The organism is Pseudoalteromonas sp. DL-6 (assembly GCF_004328665.1).
Lineage (GTDB): Bacteria > Pseudomonadota > Gammaproteobacteria > Enterobacterales > Alteromonadaceae > Pseudoalteromonas.
In genome coordinates, this window is record NZ_CP019770.1 from 929,249 (window position 1) to 952,765 (window position 23,517).

General features: G+C 40.8%; 26 protein-coding genes and 1 riboswitch. All 26 genes read left to right on the forward strand.

The features are described 5' to 3' along the window. Position 1: 1 nt before the first annotated feature. The 26 genes from B1F84_RS04320 (at position 2) to B1F84_RS04445 (ending at position 23,506) form a co-directional block, all read left to right on the forward strand. Entirely contained in the window at positions 2-1,027 is a 1,026-nt protein-coding gene (locus B1F84_RS04320; protein WP_131690673.1) for a flagellin, read from the forward strand. A 234-nt stretch (positions 1,028-1,261) separates the two neighbouring features. Beyond that, positions 1,262-2,101 (forward strand): flagellin, encoded by an 840-nt coding sequence (locus tag B1F84_RS04325; protein ID WP_131690674.1) that lies wholly within the window; start codon positions 1,262-1,264, stop codon positions 2,099-2,101. Positions 2,102-2,225: 124 nt separating this feature from the next. Next, positions 2,226-3,524: a flagellar filament capping protein FliD gene (fliD, locus tag B1F84_RS04330; RefSeq protein WP_131690675.1), complete on the forward strand. Its 1,299-nt coding sequence runs from the start codon at positions 2,226-2,228 to the stop codon at positions 3,522-3,524. A gap of 6 nt (positions 3,525-3,530) precedes the next feature. Further along, entirely contained in the window at positions 3,531-3,914 is a 384-nt protein-coding gene (gene fliS, locus B1F84_RS04335; protein ID WP_131690676.1) for a flagellar export chaperone FliS, read from the forward strand. A gap of 229 nt (positions 3,915-4,143) precedes the next feature. Beyond that, positions 4,144-4,479 (forward strand): hypothetical protein, encoded by a 336-nt coding sequence (locus B1F84_RS04340; protein ID WP_131690677.1) that lies wholly within the window; start codon positions 4,144-4,146, stop codon positions 4,477-4,479. After that, positions 4,476-5,756 carry a flagellar hook-length control protein FliK gene (locus B1F84_RS04345; protein ID WP_131690678.1) on the forward strand — a complete coding sequence of 427 codons (1,281 nt, stop codon included), beginning with the start codon at positions 4,476-4,478 and terminating at the stop codon, positions 5,754-5,756. The genes B1F84_RS04340 and B1F84_RS04345 overlap by 4 nt, the downstream gene beginning before the upstream one ends. A 25-nt stretch (positions 5,757-5,781) precedes the next feature. Next, the gene (locus B1F84_RS04350) at positions 5,782-6,213 is read left to right on the forward strand and encodes a flagellar basal body-associated FliL family protein (RefSeq protein WP_131690679.1); all 432 of its coding nucleotides are present in this window, start codon (positions 5,782-5,784) and stop codon (positions 6,211-6,213) included. 9 nt (positions 6,214-6,222) lie between these two features. Beyond that, positions 6,223-6,945, forward strand: coding sequence for a FliA/WhiG family RNA polymerase sigma factor (locus tag B1F84_RS04355; protein ID WP_131690680.1), 723 nt, complete (start codon positions 6,223-6,225; stop codon positions 6,943-6,945). 17 nt (positions 6,946-6,962) lie between these two features. After that, positions 6,963-7,826 (forward strand): flagellar motor stator protein MotA, encoded by an 864-nt coding sequence (gene motA, locus B1F84_RS04360; protein ID WP_010391179.1) that lies wholly within the window; start codon positions 6,963-6,965, stop codon positions 7,824-7,826. Between the two features lie 2 nt (positions 7,827-7,828). Beyond that, on the forward strand, positions 7,829-8,824 hold the full coding sequence (locus tag B1F84_RS04365) for a flagellar motor protein MotB (RefSeq protein ID WP_240702011.1): 996 nt from the start codon (positions 7,829-7,831) through the stop codon (positions 8,822-8,824). After that, on the forward strand, positions 8,817-9,230 hold the full coding sequence (locus B1F84_RS04370; protein WP_131690682.1) for a PilZ domain-containing protein: 414 nt from the start codon (positions 8,817-8,819) through the stop codon (positions 9,228-9,230). The genes B1F84_RS04365 and B1F84_RS04370 overlap by 8 nt, the downstream gene beginning before the upstream one ends. An 18-nt stretch (positions 9,231-9,248) precedes the next feature. Continuing rightward, positions 9,249-10,154 carry a FliM/FliN family flagellar motor switch protein gene (locus B1F84_RS04375; protein ID WP_131690683.1) on the forward strand — a complete coding sequence of 302 codons (906 nt, stop codon included), beginning with the start codon at positions 9,249-9,251 and terminating at the stop codon, positions 10,152-10,154. Positions 10,155-10,157: 3 nt separating this feature from the next. Next, positions 10,158-10,490 (forward strand): FliM/FliN family flagellar motor switch protein, encoded by a 333-nt coding sequence (locus B1F84_RS04380; RefSeq protein ID WP_055011667.1) that lies wholly within the window; start codon positions 10,158-10,160, stop codon positions 10,488-10,490. A gap of 4 nt (positions 10,491-10,494) precedes the next feature. After that, a complete protein-coding gene (gene fliP / locus B1F84_RS04385) occupies positions 10,495-11,247 on the forward strand; it encodes a flagellar type III secretion system pore protein FliP (RefSeq protein ID WP_131690684.1) in 753 nt (250 codons plus the stop codon). Beyond that, positions 11,244-11,513 (forward strand): flagellar biosynthetic protein FliQ, encoded by a 270-nt coding sequence (locus B1F84_RS04390; RefSeq protein ID WP_010391187.1) that lies wholly within the window; start codon positions 11,244-11,246, stop codon positions 11,511-11,513. Before fliP ends, B1F84_RS04390 begins: the two co-directional genes overlap by 4 nt. Beyond that, positions 11,510-12,289 carry a flagellar biosynthetic protein FliR gene (fliR, locus tag B1F84_RS04395; protein WP_054202068.1) on the forward strand — a complete coding sequence of 260 codons (780 nt, stop codon included), beginning with the start codon at positions 11,510-11,512 and terminating at the stop codon, positions 12,287-12,289. Before B1F84_RS04390 ends, fliR begins: the two co-directional genes overlap by 4 nt. A 4-nt stretch (positions 12,290-12,293) precedes the next feature. Next, the gene (gene flhB / locus B1F84_RS04400; RefSeq protein ID WP_054202069.1) at positions 12,294-13,424 is read left to right on the forward strand and encodes a flagellar biosynthesis protein FlhB; all 1,131 of its coding nucleotides are present in this window, start codon (positions 12,294-12,296) and stop codon (positions 13,422-13,424) included. A 16-nt stretch (positions 13,425-13,440) separates the two neighbouring features. Next, positions 13,441-15,516: a flagellar biosynthesis protein FlhA gene (gene flhA / locus B1F84_RS04405; RefSeq protein ID WP_131690685.1), complete on the forward strand. Its 2,076-nt coding sequence runs from the start codon at positions 13,441-13,443 to the stop codon at positions 15,514-15,516. 140 nt (positions 15,517-15,656) lie between these two features. Continuing rightward, positions 15,657-15,739: riboswitch (cyclic di-GMP riboswitch) on the forward strand. A 97-nt stretch (positions 15,740-15,836) separates the two neighbouring features. Next, a complete protein-coding gene (locus B1F84_RS04410) occupies positions 15,837-16,709 on the forward strand; it encodes an OmpA family protein (RefSeq protein WP_131690686.1) in 873 nt (290 codons plus the stop codon). A gap of 20 nt (positions 16,710-16,729) precedes the next feature. Beyond that, complete coding sequence (locus B1F84_RS04415; RefSeq protein WP_131690687.1) at positions 16,730-18,043, forward strand: sigma-54 dependent transcriptional regulator; 1,314 nt, start codon at positions 16,730-16,732, stop codon at positions 18,041-18,043. 17 nt (positions 18,044-18,060) lie between these two features. Then, positions 18,061-18,384 carry a flagellar hook-basal body complex protein FliE gene (locus B1F84_RS04420; protein ID WP_010391195.1) on the forward strand — a complete coding sequence of 108 codons (324 nt, stop codon included), beginning with the start codon at positions 18,061-18,063 and terminating at the stop codon, positions 18,382-18,384. An 8-nt stretch (positions 18,385-18,392) separates the two neighbouring features. After that, a complete protein-coding gene (fliF, locus tag B1F84_RS04425) occupies positions 18,393-20,120 on the forward strand; it encodes a flagellar basal-body MS-ring/collar protein FliF (protein ID WP_131690688.1) in 1,728 nt (575 codons plus the stop codon). Further along, positions 20,101-21,120: a FliG C-terminal domain-containing protein gene (locus tag B1F84_RS04430; RefSeq protein WP_010391197.1), complete on the forward strand. Its 1,020-nt coding sequence runs from the start codon at positions 20,101-20,103 to the stop codon at positions 21,118-21,120. The genes fliF and B1F84_RS04430 overlap by 20 nt, the downstream gene beginning before the upstream one ends. A 2-nt stretch (positions 21,121-21,122) precedes the next feature. Beyond that, the gene (locus B1F84_RS04435; RefSeq protein ID WP_131690689.1) at positions 21,123-21,755 is read left to right on the forward strand and encodes a FliH/SctL family protein; all 633 of its coding nucleotides are present in this window, start codon (positions 21,123-21,125) and stop codon (positions 21,753-21,755) included. Continuing rightward, complete coding sequence (locus B1F84_RS04440; RefSeq protein WP_131690690.1) at positions 21,748-23,097, forward strand: FliI/YscN family ATPase; 1,350 nt, start codon at positions 21,748-21,750, stop codon at positions 23,095-23,097. Before B1F84_RS04435 ends, B1F84_RS04440 begins: the two co-directional genes overlap by 8 nt. After that, a complete protein-coding gene (locus B1F84_RS04445; RefSeq protein ID WP_010391201.1) occupies positions 23,090-23,506 on the forward strand; it encodes a hypothetical protein in 417 nt (138 codons plus the stop codon). The genes B1F84_RS04440 and B1F84_RS04445 overlap by 8 nt, the downstream gene beginning before the upstream one ends. Positions 23,507-23,517: the final 11 nt, after the last annotated feature.

A 23,517-nucleotide genomic window follows, 5' to 3' on the forward strand; every position in this document is an offset into this window, starting at 1 on the left:
TATGCTGGTTAAAAGTAGCGAAAAAGCGCAAGCAATTGACTTGGTTAATACCAATAAATCGGATGCACTCGTTACCTCATCAAAAGACTCTGCTAATAATTTGTGGAAAAATAAAATTGTTGCCAGAGAGGACCAAGTTAAAGTACTGACTGGCTGGGCGCAGCGCGGAGCGCTTAGTCAGGCGTTGGCAAAAGCCGAGCAAAGCGAAAGCACTATTCGTAATTTGTATATGGGACTTGAAAAATTAGCACAACAATTAAATACCCAAGCTGCTAACACTCAGCCACAACCGATGCAACAACAGCAAATTAAAGTGCAAATAGCGTCATTACAAAACACAGCAAATAAAAAAGGCTCAGGACTTGATACCCAGCTAAAAATAACCGATCCAAATCGTGCTATAAGCAAACAGTTAAATGTAAATATAGACCTACTTAGCGCGCGTCCACATGAAGAAAACATCCAGTTAGTAATGGGGCGATCGGGTAAATCATTAAGCTTAAAGCTACCAGCTTATCAAGACGAAAAGACCAATTTAACTGCCATTCAAAATGCATTTGCCCCTCACCATATTAATGTTGAGATCAATCGTGAAAACCGCCTGCTTTTTAGTGCGCAAAAAGACAACGCGGGCCCACTATTAGAACCTTGGGTGATGAGTGGTCAAGGTGTGCGCGTTGCGGCGGGTAACCCGATTTCGTTGCAGCTTAATGACTTAGATAACCCATTAAAAGAACTTGCTAAAATAGCTGATAAAAATGCCACTATTGCTCAGTATCGTGAGCAAATTCAAGCTACACAGCGCCATTTAAAAGCAAATTTAATAAAAATTCAGGCACAAAAACAACAATTACAAAGCCAACTAGAGCAGCTTGACTCTGCTAGTTCATTAGGCAACACCGATGAACTGCTTGCTTTAAGTTTAGGGGTTAAACAGCATATGCAAAACCCAGGTGTTAATAGTGTGGCTGCAATTATGTCGCAAGCAAACATTACCCGTAATATGGTGCAATACTCACTTACTTAAATTTTGTAATGCAGCAATCTAGTATTGCTGCATCGTTTTTTATTTCTACTATTCCCCTTATCTGCTTTTAGCCAGTCAAAACGCTTAATTTACTTTTTTTGAAAACATTGCTTAAAAAAATAAAAAATAATTAGAAAAAAGTTTAGGTAATTAAAAATATGGTCGCTCTTAGTTATTAGAAGGTGATTTAGGTTCACTAATTACTTTAGCTATTAATTCAAAGAGGAAATAAACATGGCTTTATCAATTCAATCAAACATGGCTTCAATGTCAATTCAAAACCAACTTGGTCGTAGTAACAACGATTTATCTACAGCGCTTGAGCGTTTAGGGTCTGGTTTTAAAATTAACTCTGCAAAAGATGATGCAGCTGGTCTACAAATCGCTTCACGCTTAAACGCACAAGTACGTGGTCAAGACGCTGGTTTATACAACGGTAACAACGCTATGTCTATGATGCAAACTGCTGAAGGTGCGTTTGATGAAATGACTAACATTGCTTACCGCATGAAAGAACTTGCTACTCAAGGTTCAAGTGATACAAACGGTGCAAAAGAATGGACTGCACAAAGCACGGAATACATGGCGCTGTCTGCTGAACTTGCAAATATCATGACTAACACCTCATTTGGTGACGGAACCAATCTTTTAAGTGCTACTGGTAAATTTGGCGCAGGTGCGGTTAACTTCCAAGTAGGTGCAAGTGCAGCTGAAACACTAAATGTTGATATTTCTACTCAGTTAACTGCTGTAACAACAGCACAAGGTACTGCTGCTGCATTCACTGATGTTGCAACTGCGCAAGCTGAAATCACTAAAGTTAATACAATTATTGACAACATTGGTGCGGCACGTTCATCACTAGGTGCGTCTATGAACCGTCTTGACCATACTATGACCAACGTAACCAACATGAAGCAAAACACTCAAGCAGCTGTAGGTACATTAATGGACGCTGATTTTGCTGCTGAAACGTCAAACATGACTAAGCAACAGTTGCTAATGAACTCAGGTATTTCTGTACTAAGCACAGCTAACAGCACAACACAAATGATTGGTTCACTACTTCGTTAATAGTGATTAATCAATTAAGTATGCATAGCTACACCCAAGGGTGTAGCTATTATTGTTTATAGTCATAAGTAAAAATATTTACCTTAGATTTTTTTGCTTATAACTAAAATGCTTGGAGATTAAAATGAGCTCTGCAATAGGAATCAATCCTGGGCAATTAGCCTCACAATATACACAAATTGAGCGTGGCGCTAAAGATCAGCAATTAAGTACTAAAAGTAGCCTTTTTAGCAATCAAATTAAGGCATTTGATAGTCTAAAAGCTAATTTATCAAGTTTTTTTGATGACCTACAAACCAACCTAAAAGACACAAGTAGCTTATTTGCTAACACGGCTACGGTGAGTAATCCATCCGCATTAGCTGTAACAGCAAATGGCACGGCTGCCAGTGGTGAGTATGATGTATTTGTCGAGCAACTAGCACAAGCACACCAAGTGGCATTGAGTTTTGATCCGGCTAAAGCTTTAACCACTGATGGTGAGTTAAGTATTGATTTGGCAGGCAGTGCGTTTAGTGTTGACTTTGCAAGCCTTGGCGCCAATGCATCATTAACTGATGTTGCTAATGCCATCAACTCACATGTTGATAATAGCGGTGTTAAAGCTTCTGTTGTGCGCTCTGGTACAGAAACCTTTTTAACCTTAACCAGCGCAGAGTCCGGTGCTGCTAATCAGGTGGGGGTGAGCTTTTCACCAGGTGCTGATGCCAATGGCAGCGATATCACCAGTGCCATAACTAACAAACAAGATTTAACCTTAGCGCAAGATGCGATTGTGAAGCTAGGGGCTAACTCAGCACTTACAATCACCTCAAGCAGTAATAAACTCGATACGGTTATTGATGGGGTAACGATTGATTTAACGCAGGCGCAGTCGCCGGGCGATCAGCCAATTCATATATCAATTAACCAAGATCAAGACAGCTCTAAAGAAAACATTCAAAGTTTTGTGGATAAATTTAATTCGCTCACCAATGGCATTACCAGTAATCAGTACTTAAAACGAGACAATATGGCTGCCGGCCTTGCTCGCTCTTTACGCAACGATTTTCAGGGTACGTTTGAAGGTAAAACCTTGTTTTCTGTGGGTATTGAGTTTGATCGTAGCGGTAACTTAAAAATAGATAATAAAAAACTTGAAGAGGCCATGGCGACTAATCCTGAACAGTTAACCAGCATGTTCACAGGTGAAAACGGGTTGTTATCTAAGCTGGAAACCCGCGTAGAGCCTTTCACTAAAAGCTATGGTTTGATGACGGATAAAAAGCAATCATTGCAGGCGAGTTTAAATATAGTCAATAGACAACAGAAAGACCATGAAGTGTCGATGGAGCAAGTGTACCAACGTTACTTGTCGCAGTTTACACAAATGCAACAGACTATTGCACAATTAGAATCTACAATGGGTCAATTTGGAGGCTAAACATAGATGTTAGATTTAAATGATGGCTTTTCAGCCTATAAAAGTACATCGGTAGATGCTAAAGCAGCCAGTGCCGATATTCATAAATTAGTATTGATGTTGTTTGATGGTTTTTCGGATGAGCTTGAAAGAGTAACTGGCCATATAAAACAAAAAAGACATGATAAAAAAGCCGAAAGTATTGAAAAGCTAATGCGCATTTTAGGCGGGCTTGAGGCCTCATTAGACCTTGAAAAAGGCGGTGAAGTAGCGCAAAACATGCAAAACCTTTATCAGCATTGTGGGCAAGCATTATTGCAAGCGAGTATAAAAAACGACTTGAGCTATATTGATTCCACCCGTGTGGTGATGAACAACCTGCAAGAAGGGTGGCAAGGGTTAGGTACATAATAAACAAATCTAAACCAGCTACCAATAGCTGGTTTTTTCATTTTTAACACCGCTATTTTATATCTCCCTCCTACTGCCTAAATAATCATTCTATTTATTATTAATAAGACATCACTTCCTTCCGATGTGGAAGTTCCGCTTCCGCTTTTTGGGATTTTATTTTATTTGTTATTATAAATCAATGATTTAAAGTTGGCTTGTTTTTTGCTAAATGAAATGTGAACTTATAATGAATTTAGTATTGCTAATGGAACACTCTCAAAAATACGCAGCGCAAAAAATGGAACAATTACTTAGCACCATGGAAGATGCTATTCATGAGAGTAATTGGTATGAGGTTAAATCAGCCGATAAGCAGTTACTTGCATTTTATAATGAGCTGCAAAGTATGCCTTGCTTTAGTTCAATGAAAGCTGAACAAGAAAATTTAAAAGCACGCTACGCAGACTTAATTGAGTTAGTGGGTCAAAAGCAAGCGGCCATTAAAGTGCAAATGCAGCGCCATCAGGAAGATAAAGAAGGTTTAATTGCCTATAAAAAAGTACAACAAGGACAGTCACTGTGAGTATCCAAGCAAATACTATGGCGACAAAGGCTGACTTTGTCAGTGCCACTAATAAACCAACCATATTAAAAAGCAGTAACCCTGTAGATGCGCAAGGACAACAGAGCGAGCTTGAGCCATTTTCACTTCCTGCAAAGCAAAAGCAAGCAAAACAGCAAGATGTGCATGTTGAACAACCTCAAGAAAGTTCAGAGCAACTAGAGATCACGGCAGAAACACAAGAAATAATCAATCCGTATTTTTTTAGCACCGCAAATTATAACCTTGATAACAACAAAGTAACCGCGCCTGTTACAACGTTACTTAATCCAAATAGTAACCTTGTTGTTGATAGCGACACTGCAGCAGTGGAAACACCACAAGCACAGTTTGTTATTGATGAGCAGATAAAGAGTAAGCCTTTAGAGACCCAGTTCGAAGAAGGTAATGTAACTAAAGAGCCTGCTAAAACTGCGCCTGTTCAAAACATGACAGCGAATATAGCCACCACAGCTGCGCCTAATGCGGCCATAAATGTAACGCCTGCGAATGCGGTAGTTGATAAAGAATTAAACTCGCTCGATTTAGCCAAAACACCACAAGCACTATATTCACAAGCGCTTTTGAATCGATTAAATCAACCTTCAGTAATATCGAACACTTATGGACAGGCGCAATCAAGTAGTTTAACCAATGAGCAAATAGCCACACAACCGAGTGTGTCGCTGAGCAAACTTGAGCTTGCTGCGTTGCCACAAAACGCACAGTCTAAAATGCTCAACATTGAAAACCGTGAAGGCAGCAGTCAAAAATCAGCATTAGTGAATGCTTTTTCATCTGCCGCCACCGCGCCAGAAACATTTGAGTGGCAAAAAGAGAAATTAAAAGAGGCTCCCAGTGAATGGGGGCAGCGCTTATTGCATGTACTTGGCGACAAGGTAAAGCTGCAAATAGGCCAGCAACTTCAGCGCGCGCAAATTAGATTAGATCCTCCAAACCTAGGCAGTATTGAAATATCTATCAATATTGAAGGTGATAAAACCTCAGTCAGTTTAACTACGAGTAATGCGCAGGTGAGAGATGCTATAGCGCAAACCTTAGAGCAGTTACGCCAGTCTTTGTCGCAAAATTCAAACACCACAGTGGATGTTAATTTGAGTGATAAACAGCAGCAATCTCAACAGCAAAGCGGCAATAACGACATTGCAAATAATCACACCGAGACACCTTTAATAAATGATGACAACAGCACTCGCACACCTAAGTCGCCATTAGATTGGTTGGATTTATTAGTATAACTACCTTGGATTAAGAGAGATAAAAGTGAAAAAAATAATAATAGCCCTAACTGGAATTGCACTTATTGCGGCTGCATTTTTTGCGGGACAGTTTTTTAACAACAGTGACTCATCACAAGCAGCTCCGCAAGCAGATATAACAAAAGTTGAATACCACGAAATGGAGCGCTTTATTATAAGCGTATCAGAGGACTCAATTGCCCGTTATTTAGTGCTCGACTTGGTGCTTGTTACTTCACCCTCTGTATACAACACAGGCACAGAGGCGATGGAGCCGCTTGTAAGAAATGTACTGGTAAAACAGTTTGCAAATATGAGTCATAGCCAAGCAAAAGCCGCTTTTAAAGATATAGATGCGGTACAAAAAAACTTATTAGAGCAGTTTAATTTAGTGTTAGCTAATACGGTATCGGTTCGATTGGATAACGTGCTTGTTACGAACGTCTTCATTCAATAGGCCATCGCTATGATGCTGCAAGAAGAGTGGGGCGAGTTAATAACAGAACCACCAGTGACCTTAACGCCACAAAAAGAGACGCTACTATTATCGCAGTACGCTCATTTGGTGAATCGAGCGGCTGCGCATATGCGCACTCAAGTGGGCGTTATTGTTGATAACGACGATATTTATCAAATAGGCATCATTGCGCTGCTTTCGTCTATTCGTCGCTATGGTCGGGACTTAGATGAGAAGTTTGCTGCATTTGCGTTTAAGCGTATTCGTGGAGCCATGCTAGATGAATTTCGACGTGTTGATTGGCGACCGCGTCAACTAAGGCAGCAGTCTCATCAGTTACGCGATATGAGCCGTTCACTGCAAAAAAAGCTTGGTCGTGATGCTACAGACACCGAAATGTGTGAAGCATTAGGCATAAGCCATAAAGAGCTTATTCAACTGCATTACAGTGAACAAGCTGAGGCCTTTGATAGCCTCGAAGCGCTTCTGGAAGCTAACCCTAATTTAGCGCTTACCTGTGCACATACACACGAAAAAGAAGAGACAGCGGCCACGCTAAAAGTGGCCATGAGCAAACTCAATACCCGAGAAAAGCTGCTCTTACAATTATATTACATGCACGAAATGAATATGAAAGAAATAGCGTTAACGCTCGATTTAACCGAGGCACGTGTTTGCCAACTTCATAAACAAGCACTTGAAGCGCTTACACAAACGCTTCAAAAAATCTAATACCTAAGGAATAAAGAATGCAAAGAGTTATAGGGTTAATAGTAGTACTTGCAACAGTATTAGGTGGTTTTGCGTTTGCGGGCGGCAACATCGCCACTATGTGGCAGCCATACGAGTTTTTAATTATTTTTGGCGCTGGCTTAGGGGCGCTAATTGTGGGTAATTCAAAATATGTACTGACAGAAATGCTATCGCAATTAAAGTATCAATTTATTAGTGGTAAAGGAACCGACACCTCTGAACTTTATCATGACTTGCTACTGGTTATTTACTCTTTATTAGATTTAGCCAGAGTGAAAGGCATTAAGGGGTTGGATGAGCATGTTGAAAACCCAGAAACCAGTTCTATTTTTCTTGCCTACCCTAAAGTGTATGAGTTCCCTCAGTTAGTCACGTTTATTTGCGATAACTTACGTTTGTTTAGCATGGGGAAAATAAACTCGCATGATTTTGATGCCATGTTAGAGCAAGAAATTTACACCATTGAAGAGCAGCGTCTTAAGCCATCTCACTCACTGGCTAATATAGCTGAAGCTATGCCTGGTTTTGGTATTTTAGCAGCGGTTGGCGGCATTATTATTACCATGCAACACCTTGATGGGCCTTTAAGTGAAATTGGCTATCATGTAGCAGCCGCGCTAGTAGGCACCTTTATTGGTATTTTTGCCTGTTATTGTTTAATTGCACCGCTTGCTTCTGCGATGGAGCAGTATGTAAAAAAACAAGTGGCGATGTTTGAGTGTGTGCGTGCCATGTTAGTCGCTCATGCCAAGGGCCACGTGCCAATTGTAGCGACTGATTCAGGCCGAAAATTAATTAATGAAGAAATTAAACCGACCTTTACCACCATGGAAGAGTGGATCACTAACAAGGCGGCTTAATAATGGAAAACAAAAATCAAGAAATCGTCATCAAACGCTCACGTCGAAGAGCAACCGAAAAGCCTCATGGTGGTGCTTGGAAGGTTGCTTTTGCGGATTTTACTTTGGCGATGATGGCGTTTTTTATGGTGATGTGGATTATGGCGATCACCAATGAATCTGAGCGTGAAGAAATTGCACACTACATGCGAACTCACTCAATTTTTGATGGTGGCCCTGCTATTTTTGACCCTCAAAATAGCCCGTTCCCCGTTGATTTAGGAGGATCTCCTTCTGTAATTAAGCACTTAGAGTCGGGAATTACGCCGCCGGACTCTCCAAGACCTGGAATGAGCGAAGTTTTACAAGTGCCCGATGGCACCGTTGAGCCTAAAGCAGGACAAGGCGAGAAGTTAAATTCAGCGATTGATAGCCAATTTGAAGCCTCATCTGAGCTGAGCTTATTACTGGAAAGCATTGATGAACTCAGTAAAGAAGAGTTACTAAAAAATAACTTATTAGTTGAAGAAGTGCCTTTAGGGCTAAGAGTGATCATTAGAGACGACAAGCACCACCAAATGTTTGAACGCTCAAAGTCGCAAATGACCCCATTTTTTGAAGATCTGTTTTTATACCTTGGTGGCTTAGTAAAAGACATCAATAACAAAATTATTATTTCTGGGCACAGCGATGCCAGCCTGTTTATTGATGGTAGCTCTCGGAACTGGGATATTTCTGGCGATAGGGCGCAACAAGCAAGAAAAGTGATGACCATGGGCGGAATGCCATCAAGTCAGGTGCTTCAAGTAAATGCGTTTTCATCAAATCGGCCAATTAATAAAGAAGATAAAAAAGCCAGTGAAAACAGACGTGTTGAACTGCTGATCTTAACCAAAGATGCGCAAGATAAATTTAACCAACTATTTGATGATAGCAATATTAATAACCCAGTAAAAAAAGCGGCTGGTGCGGCAACGGCCAATAAACCCGTGCTACGCCTTGAAGAGAATTATGAGTAACCAATCAGACACTAAACGAAGTTACAAAAGGTGGAACTTAAACCTCAAAGATAATTACGAGCCTGAGTCAGTTCAGCTTGGCGGGGTAGGCGTGCAGTTATTACGCCGTTGTTTTATTGATATTTCACTATGCCATGGTGTGGCAAAAGACATTAGCGTGGGCGGTGTGGGGTTATTAGTACCTGCTGAAAAGACGATCCCCAATAAAATTATTGTGGTGTTTGATAAAACCAATCGATTGGCTGGCAAGGTGATGTATCGCCGTGCAGTGAGTGAAAAATTAATGTTTTTAGGGGTTGAGTGGATAAGCAAAAATGAGCGCTTACGCAGCGATATTGTTAATCGTTTACAGCTACAAGCCCAATTGAAAAAAGCAAAAAAACGCACAGAAGCTGAATATAAATGAATCAGGAAAAACAGTGGTATGAGTAAAACGTTAAACGCTAAAACAAAGTTAATTAAAGCGAAAGATTCTGAGCATATTACTCCATTTGCACTCACGCTAGAGCAAAGAGCATACGAACAAGCACAACAAAAAGCAGCGCACATAAACGTGAATATTCGCAAAACATTGGAGTTAGAACTAGCCCAATTATTTAACGACAGCCGTTTTGATGTAGAAATTTCGCCTTGTTCACATGCGGTTATTAGCAGTTGGTTTAAAGAATCACCAAGAATATTTCTTGCCTGCCCTTTATTTGCACCTACTCAAGGTGAAGCCTATTTAGCGCTTGATTATCAAAGTGCGTATAAAACAGCGGATTTATGCTTAGGAGGGCAATTTAATAATGTGAGCAGCACAGAGCAAACCCCTGCTGATGCGAGTAACGAATTAAGCTCAACAGAAAGCCGTATTTGTGGCCGTTTATTACAGCGCCAGGTGCAAGGTATTCAAGGCTTATTATTTAGAGAGCGCTCAGCATTATTAGGTGAGATACAAAAATCTCATACCTTACCTGAAGCATTACAATATTTAGCTTTTAAAGTGCGGTTTATATTAGAAAACCAAGTAATAAGTTGGTTTTTATGGCTGCCAATTAGCTTTTTTTGCACAGCCGATAGCGAGCAAGACTCAGCAAATAACGAAACACTCAATACTGAGATGTGGGCACAGTTTGCGGTGCAAGGTCAGATTGAAATGGCGAAGAAAAAAGTCACTTTAAAGCAATTAAAGGCCTGTGTAGCCGGCGGGGTATTACCAATTGAGCTTAACGAAGCTGCGCTATTTAACCTAGGTCATAAACAAATATTTAAAGGCCAAGTTGTTGAGCAAGAGACTGGCTTAGCATTTCAAATCACACAATTATCAAACAATACAACGAGTAACTAAATTATGAACGAGAACCTTGATAGCGCCTTAGCGGGCTTAGAGCTTGATGCTTTTGATGGATTTGATGATAAATCTGCTGATAAAACTAACGAAGGAAATATGTCATTTTTTCAAGATGTTCCTTTACTCGTTACTCTTGAAGTTGCAAGTACTGAAATTACTTTAGGCGAGCTTAGTCAAGCCAAAGAAGGCGATGTGCTTAAGCTAGACAAAGTAGCTGGTGAAGCGCTTGACGTAAAAGTGAATGGGGTATTTTTTGCTAAAGCAGAAGTGGTAATGGTTGAAGGGCAGTATGGTTTGAAATTTGCTCAAACAGATACCGCAAAGGATCAGTAAACAAATGAATAAACGCGTAATTTTTAAAGTTAGCCTATTGTTGATCATGTTGTTTTTACCAAGCTGGCTAAATGCAGAAGAACTTACGCTGTTTTCTCTAAAAGATACGGCCGACGGACAAGACTACAGCGTTAAATTGCAAATACTCTTATTAATGACGGTATTGAGTTTATTGCCTGCGCTACTGATGGTTTTAACGTCGTTTACCAGAATCATCATTGTATTGGCGATTTTGCGCCAAGCTATGGGGTTACAACAAAGCCCACCGAATAAAATTTTAATTGGCATCTCACTGATGCTCACTATGTTGATTATGCGACCGGTTTGGCAAGATATTTATCAAAACGCGTATACGCCTTTTCAGCAGCAAACCATAGGATTAGAGGAAGCTTTACTCACCGCAGAAAAACCTTTGCGTGCTTTTATGCTTAGACAAACTCGCGAAAGTGAATTACGCCAAGTGTTATTAATTGCCAATGAGCCAACTACACTCACCGAGCAAGAGATTCCATTTGAAGTGTTAATGCCTGCGTTTGTATTAAGTGAGCTTACTACCGCTTTTCAAATTGGCTTTATGTTGTTTATTCCTTTTTTAATTATAGATTTAGTTGTCAGTAGTGTGCTGATGTCTATGGGTATGATGATGCTATCACCGCTGATCATTAGCTTACCGTTTAAGTTAATGGTGTTTGTACTTGCTGATGGCTGGTCAATGATAGCAGGTACGCTGGCAGCAACATTTGGAATGTCACCATGACCCCAGAAATGTCGGTAGAGCTTATTTCAAGCGCGGTTTATACCATCATAAAACTGATTTTAGTCTTAATTGTGCCGGGTTTAATACTTGGTATTGTGGTGGCCATTATTCAAGGGGCTACTTCTATTCAAGAGCAAACACTAACCTTCTTACCACGCATGTTATTAACCTTATTAATGGTGGTGTTTGCGGGGCATTGGATGCTACAAATTTTGATTGATTGGTTTGATAAGCTCAAATTTATGTTACCTGGAGTATTTGGTTGAGCTCATTACTTGCTTTAACGTCTACTGACTTAGTCAGCTGGATGGGCACGCTTTGGTGGCCATTTGTACGTTTTTCTGCACTTTTATGGTCTATGCCGGTATTTGACAATCCGGCTGTAACGCCGCGCTCTCGTATTTTAGTGTCTATGATGTTGGCTTTTTTAGTTGCTCCGCAGTTACCACTTGCACCTGCTATTGACTTGTTTTCTTTAGATGCCGCCATCTTAACCTTCGAGCAAATTATTTTTGGGGTAATGATGGGGTTATCGCTGCGTATTTTGTTTGAAGTAATGGCAATGATAGGGCTGATCTTATCCATGCAGATGGGCTTATCAATGGCGCTTGTTATGGACCCCGGTAGCGGTAACCAAGTGGCATTATTGGGACAGTTATTTTGGATTATGTGTGCATTACTGTTTTTTGCCGCAGATGGTCACTTAATAACTCTACAAGTTATGGTAGAGAGCTTTCATAGCTTTCCGATTGGTCGCAGTATTTATGAGTTTGATATTCAGGCAATTATTATGTTGTTTGCGTGGATGTTTTCCTCTGCTTTATTGCTGTCGCTACCAGGGATAGTCGCCATGTTATTGGTTAACTTAACCTTTGGTGTAGCAAGTAGGGCGGCGCCTTCATTAAATATTTTTGTATTGGGTTTTCCTATGTCGCTATTGATGGGGTTTTTCTGCGTATTTATGACCCTAGAGTACACAGGAAGTGCGTTTTCAAGGCTAACGTATCATGTGCTAACAACCTTTGCACAAGCGATGAGGTAGCGGTATGTCTGAAAATAGCTCGCAAGAAAAAACAGAACAACCCACAGAGAAACGGCTAAAAAAAGCCAAAGAAGACGGCCAAGTCGCGCGCTCAAAAGAGCTCAATACCGCTATTTTACTCATGGTTAGTATTGCTGGGCTATTGTGGTTTGCCAATTTATTTTACAGCTTATTTGTTAACTTAATGAACAGCACTATGGTGCTGGATCATACGATTATAAATAATAAAAAAATGATGCCCATCGCGTTGGGCGACGCCATTATGAATATGCTATCAACCCTTACGCCGTTTTTATTATTAAGCTTTTGCGCAATGTGGATCACTGGGTGTTTACCTGGCGGGTTTGTGTTTTCAAAAAAACTCGTGGCGCTAAAAATGAGCAAGCTCAACCCACTAACCGGGTTAGGCAAAATGTTTGGTAAACAGTCGTTAGTTGAGCTACTTAAATCAATACTAAAAATAACCTTACTGGCGATTTGCTTATATACCTTTTTAACTAAGCTGTGGATGCAGCTGATGATGTTACAAAACTTAGATATAAAAGTGGCGATAGGCCAAGGCATTGAGTTGTTATTTTTATCGTTAATGATCACGGTAACTTTACTACTTTTTATTGCGGTTATTGATGTGCCTTTTCAGCAAAAACAGATTGCCGATAAAATAAAAATGACCCACCAAGAAGTAAAGGAAGAGCGTAAATCTTCAGACGGTAGCCCTGAGATAAAAAATAAAATTCGGCAAATACAATATCAGCAATCGAATAGAAAAATTGAAGAGCGTGTACCCACTGCCGATGTGATTGTCACCAATCCAACTCATTATGCTGTGGCAATAAAATACAGTGAAGAAGCGGCTAAAGCCCCTTATGTTGTTGCTAAAGGCGTAGATGAAATGGCGCTGAGAATACGTGAAGTGGCCCGTATGAATAACAAAGAAATAATAGAAATCCCTGCATTAGCACGGGCTATTTATTTTTCGACCCGGGTCGACCAAGAAGTGCCCAACGGCCTATACAGCGCCGTTGCCTATGTACTGACCTATGTATTGCAACTAAAAGCATATAAGCAAGGGCGTGGGCAAGCACCCGCAGCCTTACCTGAATTAACAATCCCTAAAAACTTACAGAAACCTTAGATGTTGGAGTTATAATTTGAACTGGCGCAGTTTTACTCAACCTTATACCGCTATTCCTATTTTGCTGTTAGCTGTTTTGTCGATGGTTATTTTGCCATTACCAGGATGGCTATTAGATGCATTGTTTACCTTCAACATTGTATTGTCGGTGATTGTATTGTTAGTCGCTGTGTCTACTAAAAAGCCGCTCGATTTTTCTGTATTTCCGACGATTTTGTTAGTCGCCACCTTGATGCGTTTAACCCTAAATATTGCCTCAACACGGGTAGTATTACTACACGGTCATGAAGGCTCAGATGTGGCAGGTCGCGTTATTCAAGCGTTTGGTGAAGTGGTTATAGGCGGTAACTACGTCGTTGGTATTGTGGTGTTTGTTATTTTAATGGTGATTAACTTTGTGGTTATTACCAAAGGCGGTGAGCGTATTTCTGAGGTGGCTGCACGCTTTACTCTAGACGCCATGCCCGGTAAACAAATGGCAATTGACGCGGATTTAAATGCCGGATTAATTGGCCCTGAGCAAGCAAAAGAGCGACGCAGTACTATAGCCCAAGAAGCCGATTTTTATGGCTCTATGGATGGTGCATCTAAGTTTGTACGCGGTGATGCTATAGCTGGCTTAATTATATTAGTGATCAACCTGTTGGGCGGTGTTTCAATAGGTGCTTTTCAACATGGTTTAAGCTTAGCCGAAGCGTTTCAGCGTTTTGCACTGTTAACCATAGGTGATGGCTTAGTTGCGCAAATTCCTTCGTTATTACTCGCGGTTGCTGCTGCAATTATTGTTACGCGTATGAACGATGAAGGCGATGTAAGTGAAGCTGTAGGTAAGCAGTTACTTGCCTCTCCACGTGTTATTTTTACTGCTGCTTTGATTATGGTTACGCTTGGTATTGTGCCTGGGATGCCCACTGTCGCCTTTTTAGGGTTTGCCGCGCCATTATTTTATGTTGCTTGGCGATTACAGCGCTCTCTCCCCGATAACTCTTTAATTGAAGCCGAACAAATGACCGACACTATTTTAAGTGAGCAACAGGCTAACTTAGAATGGGGAGATATTTCTCATGTTGATAAGTTGTCGGTTGAGCTTGGCTTTCGTTTGGTTTATTTAGCCGATAAAGATAAAGGGGAAGAGCTGGTAAAAACCTTAAGAGGTGTGCGTAAAAATCTCTCTGAGCAACTTGGGTTTTTATTACCGGAGATCAGAATAAAAGATAACCTAAAATTAAACCCACAAGAATACAAAGTAAACTTAGCCGGTGTGCCTGTTGCAAGTGCTAATGTAAACGCCAAAGAGTTACTGGCGTTAAATACCGGTGATGTATACGGCAGCTTAGATGGAGAATTAACTACTGATCCTGCTTATGGGCTTGAGGCCGTTTGGATAAAAGATGACAGCAAAACCCAAGCATTGAATATGGGTTACTCAGTGGTTGATTTAGGCACCATTATTGCTACTCATACCGGCAAAGTGATCAAAGAACATTTAGATGAGTTATTTAGTTATGAAGACGTACAAAAGCTTAATGAGCGACTAAAAGAAATCTCACCTAGCTTAGCCGAAACCTTCGAAAAAGCATTACCAACCAATTTACAGCTTAAAGTGATTCGTTTACTGCTAAAAGAACACATTAGTATTAAAGACATAGTCACTATTGCTGGCACGTTAATAGACAGCGTAGAAGTAACAAAAGATCCGATTTTGCTGGTGTCAGATGTGCGCTGTGCATTGCAAAAGGTATTGGTGAAACAGGTAATGGGTAATCGTGATGAACTTAGCGCATACAGCTTAGATGAAAAACTAGAAAGCACTTTACAAAGCTCACTTGATCAAGCGATGCAGGCCGGCAAAGTTGTACTGGATAGTTTTTCGGTAGATCCTAATTTATTGGGGCAATTTCAACGCACAATGCCGATGATAGTCGAAGATATGAAATTAAGAGGGGTGACCCCCACATTAATCGTAGTTCCACAGCTTCGACCGCTATTAGCTCGATACGCAAAAACCTTTACTAAGGGCAGCTTAGTGGTTCTTTCTTATAATGAAATTCCAGATACTATTCGGGTTGATATACTCGGTTCGTTAGGATGATTGACTGTAAAATGAGCATAAAATGAACTGACTATGAATTTTATAGGGTTATATTTGCATTTAATGATATTTAACTATAGTCTGTTGTTTTTATTGTACATAGTTACTAGTTTTTATGTTGGTTTAAAATAATGCTTAAGTAAATTAAATGGCAAACTATGCGAAAGCATAGGACGCAAAGCTCCCAGTCTAAGGCAATTGCTATGATCGTGGGGTTACATTAACTTAGTGATATTCATTAATACTGTGTTTGTATTTGTTGTATTTCGCTATTGATTTAAAAAACTTAATTGTTCTATTTAACTTTATACGGAATATACATGAATAGATTAACTCAGCTTATTAAATTCGCATTGCCCTGTGCTGTGTTTATGTTGCCGCAGGGGCATGCAATAGAGCAAAACCTGGTACAAAGTTACGAAAATTCTACCTGGTCAGTAAATAGCAACCCGTTTGCTTGCTCACTTAAACAGCGCTTTGAAAATTATGCGCTACTTGAAGTAAAAACCCTCCCAGCACAAACACAACAATTGGAATTCACTTGGCTTTTACAAGATAAGCCAATAATAGGTTTACACGTTTTATCCCGTAAAGCGGATTGGCAATCAGCCAATACCGTTCTTACTGCCGTTAATTTTGTATCCACCAACGTTGAAGATAACAAGGTGCAATTTTCTTCAGATATGACCCCATTACTTCGCGTCATTAAGCAGGGCGGTTGGTTAGACAGCGTTATAAGCTTTGGTGATGAACAACTTCGCCTGACCTTTACTAATACCCATAGCGATGAAATAGTTGCCGATTATCAACAGTGTTTAGCTAATTTATCGCCGCTTTCTTGGGAGCAAGCACGCGATCATCAATTACAGTTTGCCAGTGGGCAGCGCACAGTAACAACGGCTAAAGATCTTAAATTTTTAAAAGATTTAGTGCGTTACATTTCTTTAGACAGTCGCGTAAGTAAAGTGCTAGTTGATGGCCACACAGATAATACGGGCTCGCCGCTGTCAAATCGGTTGCTTTCAAAAGAAAGAGCAGATGACGTAGCTGCCAGACTCATTGAATTTGGATTACCCAAAGACATGTTAGAAGTAAGAGCGCATGGTCAACGTTATCCCATTATAAAAAACTCGGAGCAGGGCGCATCGTCTAATCGCCGTGTTTTAGTTCGTCTTTTCCGACACTCAAGTTAATTGCACTGCAAAGGAAAAATATGAGTCAAAGATACCTTTTATGGATCAGTGAGCAGCAGCCAACGCCTGAGATTCAGCAAGTTGTATTTGCCGAAAATTTTAAGTTTCTGCATACAAACTCCATCAGCGATGCGGTTAGCCACTGCCTTATAAGTAAGCCAGAGCTTGTGTTTGTTGATGCGGATACTCAACAACTCGAACTGGTTGAATTAGTAAAATTACTGCGTAAAACATGCCCCACTTCGCAAATTGTGACGTTAGTCGATTCTTCACAAAGTGAAATTGCTTCAAAAACAATTAATAATGGTGGCGCTGTTGATTACTTATTAAAACCTTTCTTTGCTGAGCAGCTTAAAAAAACAATCAGAAACACTGATTCAATGAAGCATGGGTTTGAAGATTTAATCGCTGTTTCAACTAAGTCACAACAAGTACTGCGTTTAGCTAATCGCGCAGCTCAAACCGCCGCAGGGGTGTTAATCACCGGCGAATCGGGAACAGGTAAAGAGAAGTTAGCGCACTTTATTCATAAAGCTTCAGAGCGAAGAGATAAGCCATTTATTGCGGTTAACTGTGCCGCTATTCCTGAAAATATGCTTGAAGCCATGTTATTTGGTTTTAATAAAGGCGCGTTTACCGGCGCAGTGAATGCTCAGCCAGGTAAATTTGAACTGGCCAATGGCGGTACTATTTTACTGGATGAAATTACCGAGCTACCACTGGATTTACAAGCTAAGTTACTGCGGGTATTGCAAGAGCGCGAAGTTGAAAGACTCGGTAGTCATCAAAAAATAAAATTAGATATACGCATTATTGCTGCCTCTAACCGTGTATTGCGTGAGCAAGTTGAGCAAGGCACATTTCGTGAAGATTTATTTTATCGTTTAGATGTATTACCGCTTAGTTGGCCTGCACTTCGGGATCGTGTTGATGACATCATTCCATTGGCTTACCACTTTATCAAAAAATATGGCAACTCTGAGTTCCATATTAGTAAACAAGCAGAAGATGTGATGCTTTGTTACAACTGGCCGGGCAATGTACGGGAAATTGAAAACGTGATTCAACGTGCATTAGTGATGGCCAGAGGTGTTGAAATTCAGGCTGAAGATTTAAATTTACCGCAATGTTCACCTGCGGCTGCGGCTTTTTGTGCCACCCAGTTAAAAGAGAATAAAAAGCAGGCTGAGTTTGATTACATATACAGTTTATTGAGTCGATTTAAAGGACACCGTACCCAAACAGCACAGGCGCTTGGCGTAACTACCCGAGCATTAAGATACAAAATTGCCGCTATGCGTGAATGCGGTATTGATATTGATGCAATTGCATAATTTGAAGGAAAAAAAGAATGTCGCCAATTGAAAGTCAACAAATGATGCTGGGCAAAATGATGGACATGCAAAAAATTGCAGGTCCAGAGAGCATAGAGCCGGCTGCTATCAGTAATCAAAATGTAAATATTAGTGAAGACTTTAAGCATGTTATTCGCTCTATCAACGCCCAACAAAATATTGCCGGTGAAATGGTTAAAGCCGTTGATACTGGTGAAAGTGAAGATGTGGTAGGTGCGATGATCGCCAGTCAAAAAGCGGGGCTTAGTTTTTCTATGCTGATGGAAATGCGCAATAAAGTGCTCAATGGCATTGATGATGTCATGCGCATGTCACTGTAGAGGCTAATATGAAAGGAGAATTAGCAAAAGTACCTGAGCAAAATGAGAGCAACCTAAAAGAAAGAGTGGTTAATCTCTCCAACAAATTAAACTTCGGCAACTCAGGTGACAGAAGTGTCGCGACCATTGCTCTACTAGCGACATTAGTAGCGGCTACTATAGTCCTTATTTTATGGACCTCGGCTAAAAACTACGTACCGCTTTACGGTAATCAAGAAAGCTACGATAAAGCCAATATTTTAGAAATTTTAGATAAAGAACAAATCACGTTCCGCATCGATACCGATAGCGGTAATATTTTAGTGCCGCAAGAAAAATTGGCTGATGCGCGAATCACGCTTGCGGCCAGAGGAATAAAAGCCTCTATGCCTGAGGGTATTGAGAATATTAGCGACAAAGTGTCTATGGGCACCAGTCAATTTATCGAATCTATGCAATACCAGCATGCCTTGGAAGGTGAGTTGGCACGCACCATTATTAACATGCAAGGCATACGCAATGCGCGGGTGCACTTGGCAGTCCCTAAGCGTAGCTTGTTTGTTGGTCGTACTGAGCAAAAAACCGCAGCGTCTGTGATGGTTGATTTAGCGCCAGGACACGAACTTAAACCAGAGCAAGTGGAAGCCATTATTGCACTGATTATTGGCAGTGTGCCTGGGCTTGATTCTCGTTCTGTGTCGGTGGTGGATCAGCGTGGTAAATTACTCAGCGGCGACTTATTTGATACCACCCCAGTAGGCAAAGAAACCGATAAAAAGCTCGCCTTTATTGAAAAAGTTGAGCGCAACATAGAGCAACGCGCCTCTATTATGTTGTTGCCAATTTTGGGTGAAGGTAATTTTAGAATTCAGGTTTCTAGTGATGTTGATTTTAGTGTGGTTGAAGAAACACGTGAAATGGTTGACCCACAAAATGTATTAACACAAGAGTTTATTAAATCTGATAGCACCCTAGATCAGCTGGCGGCTGGTATTCCGGGCTCTTTAGCTAATGAGCCACCTGTGCCTAACGAACAAGCTGAAGATGAAAACAACGAGCGAACTTCACAACGAAATGAGAGTAAACGACAGTTTGAAAATGGTCGCTCGGTAACTCATACCCAATTTGAAGTAGGCCGCATTAAAAACATGAGCTTATCGGTACTTATTAATGAGCAAGTAGCTGGAACAGCTGATGGCTGGAGCGAAGAAAAGCTCGTCTCATTAGGTGAAATGGTAAAAAAGGCCACGGGGTTTAACGACGCACGCGGCGATCAATTCAACATTACTAGTTTTGCCTTTTTAGAACAAAAAATACTAGCCCCAGGTGAAGGTCTTGAATGGTGGCAAATGCCTGAGCTTAAAGAGTATGCCCGTTATATTGTGGGTACTTTAATTAGTTTATTGCTGATTTTATTTGGTGTGCGCCCTTTAGTTAATCACTTAATAAAAGGTAAAAGTAACGAAGCAAACAATGCCATGGCAACCGCTGATAATGAGGTTAAATCAGCCTCTACAACAGAAAGACAAAGCAGTCCGCTTGATGATGCCATTAATGCTAAATCGCAAATAGAAAACTTAACCGGCAAAGAGGGCGCAAGCGAACATCAAAATATGTCGTTACCGCAAATAGGCAATGACTTTGAAGAACAAATAGCGCACATGCAGTTACTTGCTAACAAAGAAACCGAGCGTGTTACGTCGGTAATAAAATATTGGGTAGAACAAGGAGTTGAAATTGAATCAAGAAAAGCTTGATAAAGGCTCACAATTACCGGCGTTAGATCGCGCCGCTATTTTATTGCTAAGTATGGGCGAGGAAAATGCCGCCAGTGTTATTCGTAAATTAGGCCGCCGTGAAGTACAGGCTATTTCTGAGCGCATGGCTAAAATTTCAAACGTTACTCAACAGGATGTTGCAGGCACCTTGAGTGAATTTTTTGATTGCTACCGCAATGAAAGTGGCGTCAATGGCGCGTCGCGTGTGTATTTAGAGCGAGCACTTGATAAAGCTGTCGGCCGTAAGCTTGCCAAAACTATGCTTGATGATATTTATGGTGGTGCAATGAATGACGATTTACGTCGTTTAGAGTGGATCCCGCCAGAGCTTATTGTACGCTTTTTAGATCAGGAACATGTGCAAATGCAAGCGCTGTTTTTGGCCTTTTTACCCCCAGAGCAAGCCTCAGCCATTATTGTACTGTTTCCAGAATCGAAGCATGATGATTTACTGTATCGTATTGCCAGCCTTCGTGAAGTGAGCGAACACGTTATTGATGATGTGCGTTTAACGCTTGAATCGTGTATTGAATTTGTTGGCCGCCAAGTAGGTGCACAAGTGAATGGTGTCGATAAAGCGGTAGAAATTATGAATCGTTACAACGGTAATAAGAGCCAAATTATCGAACTAATGAAAAAACATAACACTAACGTAGCTGATGAAATACAAGAGAAAATGTACGACTTTGATGGCTTAATTAAGCAAACAGACGAGACACTAACCTTGTTGCTTAATGACATTCCAGATGAGTTATGGACGATGTCGTTAAAGGGTGTAAACAGTGAGTTTTTAGCGCGTGTTTTAGGTGCATTACCTAAACGTTTAGCGCAGGTGTACCAACAACAAATTGATGGTTTAAGCGCGCAACCACTGAGCAAAGTGATTGCCGCCAGAAAAGAAATTATGTCGATAGTAAGAGACATGAGCAAACAAGGTGATATTGAATATCGCTTATTTGAAGAAGAGACCGCAGGCTAACTATGAGTCAAGTATTTAGGTTTCCCACTTTAAATAAAAATGAGCAACATCAAACGCTGCAAGAGCGTTTAGATGCTGCTCAGCGTTTTGGTTTGCAACAGGGCTTTGAAAAAGGTCTTGCGCAGGGGGCAGCCGATAAGCAAAGTGAATTAGAGCAGCAAATGGAGCAACAAATAGAGCTACGGGTTGCTGAACGTCTTGAAGCGCAAAAAACACAGCTTATTGAACGTTTTAACACTTTATTTGATAAAGCTAATAATGAGCTACTTAACTTTAATGATGAGTTTAAACAAGACCTTGCCTTAATGATAAGCACCTTGGCTGAGCAAGTTATCGACTGTGAGCTAAAAGTACGCCCCGAAATACGTACTCAGTTGATTGAAAAAGCTATTTCCTTACTTAGCGACCGTGATGTAATAACTAAAATTATGTTCGCAGGCTCTGATCGTCACTGTTTTGATGATGCACGTTTAGCTGAGTTTTCGGTGCCGACTTATTTTGACGAAGCTCTAAGCAGTGGCGATGTTGAATTGGTGGCAGAGCAACAAACACATCGATTTTCTTTTTCAGAGCGATTACAAAGCCTTTTGGATGAAGTGATACCTGAAATTTTAAAAGCGCAACCGCATGACTAACCCACTTCATACTTGCTTAAAGTCTGCGCTGACAGCGCTAACCCCGCCTGAATTAGTTAAAAGCTATGGCCGCTTAACACGAGTTAATGGTTTAACGCTTACCGCTACCGGTGGGCAATTTGCTATGGGTGAAAAATACCAAGTAGAAAGTGTTGATGGCCACTGGTATGACGCTGAAGTAGTAGGTTTTAATCAAGATGAAGCCTATTTAATGCCCCTGAAAAAAATACAAAATTTATATTCAGGTGGACGCGTTAGGCCAGTTATAAAAAACACTCATGTGGCTATTTCTGAAAAGTTATTAGGGCGTGTGCTCGATGCGCAAATGCAGCCGATTGATAACTTAGGCCCACTTGAACAAGACAGCACAAAAAACGCCAGTAAATTGGGTAACGATTATTCTTTAACGCCGCTGGAGCGCAAAGGCGTTATCGAGCCGTTAGATGTGGGTATTCGCGCCATTAATAGCTTATTTAGTGTGGGAAAAGGCCAGCGTTTAGGGCTATTTGCAGGTTCGGGTGTAGGTAAAAGTAAGTTGCTTGGCATGATGACCCGCTTTACCTCTGCCGATGTGGTTATTGTAAGCCTTGTCGGTGAGCGTGGTTGGGAGGTAAAAGATTTTATTGAGCAAAGCCTTGGTAAAGAAGGCTTAAAAAAAGCCATTGTAATAGCATCGCCAGCAGACGATTCTCCCTTATTGCGTATTAAGGCGGCCGAGCTTAGCCATAAATTGGCGGCCTATTTTAGAGATAAAAATTCAAATGTATTGCTGTTGATGGACTCATTAACCCGTTATGCGCAAGCACAGCGAGAAATTGGTTTATCGGTAGGTGAGCTGCCTGCATCCAAAGGATACCCGCCATCGGTATTTAGTAAATTGACTCAACTGGTCGAGAGTTCGGGTAATAGTGAAAAAAGCAAAGGCAGCATGACCGCCATTTATACAGTATTAGCTGAAGGCGATGATCAACAAGATCCAATAGCCGATAACGCCCGAGCAATTCTTGATGGCCATATAGTATTGGATCGCACCTTAGCAGAAAAGGGCCACTATCCGGCGATTAATATTGGTTCATCGATTAGCCGAGTAATGCCAAATATAGTAAGTGATGAGCAGCTAAGCTTTTGTTATAAATTGAAAAAGCTTTATAGCCGCTATATGCAAGTGCATGAGCTTATTCCTTTAGGGGCGTATCAAGCAGGTAAAGATCCGGAACTCGATAGTGCGGTAAATTTGTACCCACAAATCGAATCATTTCTATGCCAAGGGTTGAACGAACAAGTGGATTTTTCACAGTCAATAACTCAATTAAATGCAGTGATGGGTAAACTGAATGCTTAATAAATTTTTAGGATTACAACAACAAAAATTAGATAAAATGCTGGCCGAGCAAACTCAGTTGCAACAAAGAAGTAACCTAGAGCAGCAACGCTTATCGCAGCTTCAGCAGCACATAAACAGTATGGATAAAAACCAGCAAATGAGCTCGGCGCTGAGCTTACAAAATTTATCAGGGATGAAGCGTATTTTGTCTGGCTTATCGACGCAGCAACAAGCGCGCATTGATGATTCACAGCAAGATGAATTACGTCAGCAGCAAGCTTGTTTTAAGCAAATGAGCTTCACCAAAGGCATAGAAGGGATAGTGAGTAATAGGCATCGTGCTGATCAAAATAAAGCGCAGCAGCAAGAGGCTAAAACGTTAGATGAAATGATCAGCCAAGCACATAGTCGTACTCTGCATAAATAACTGCTAATTTT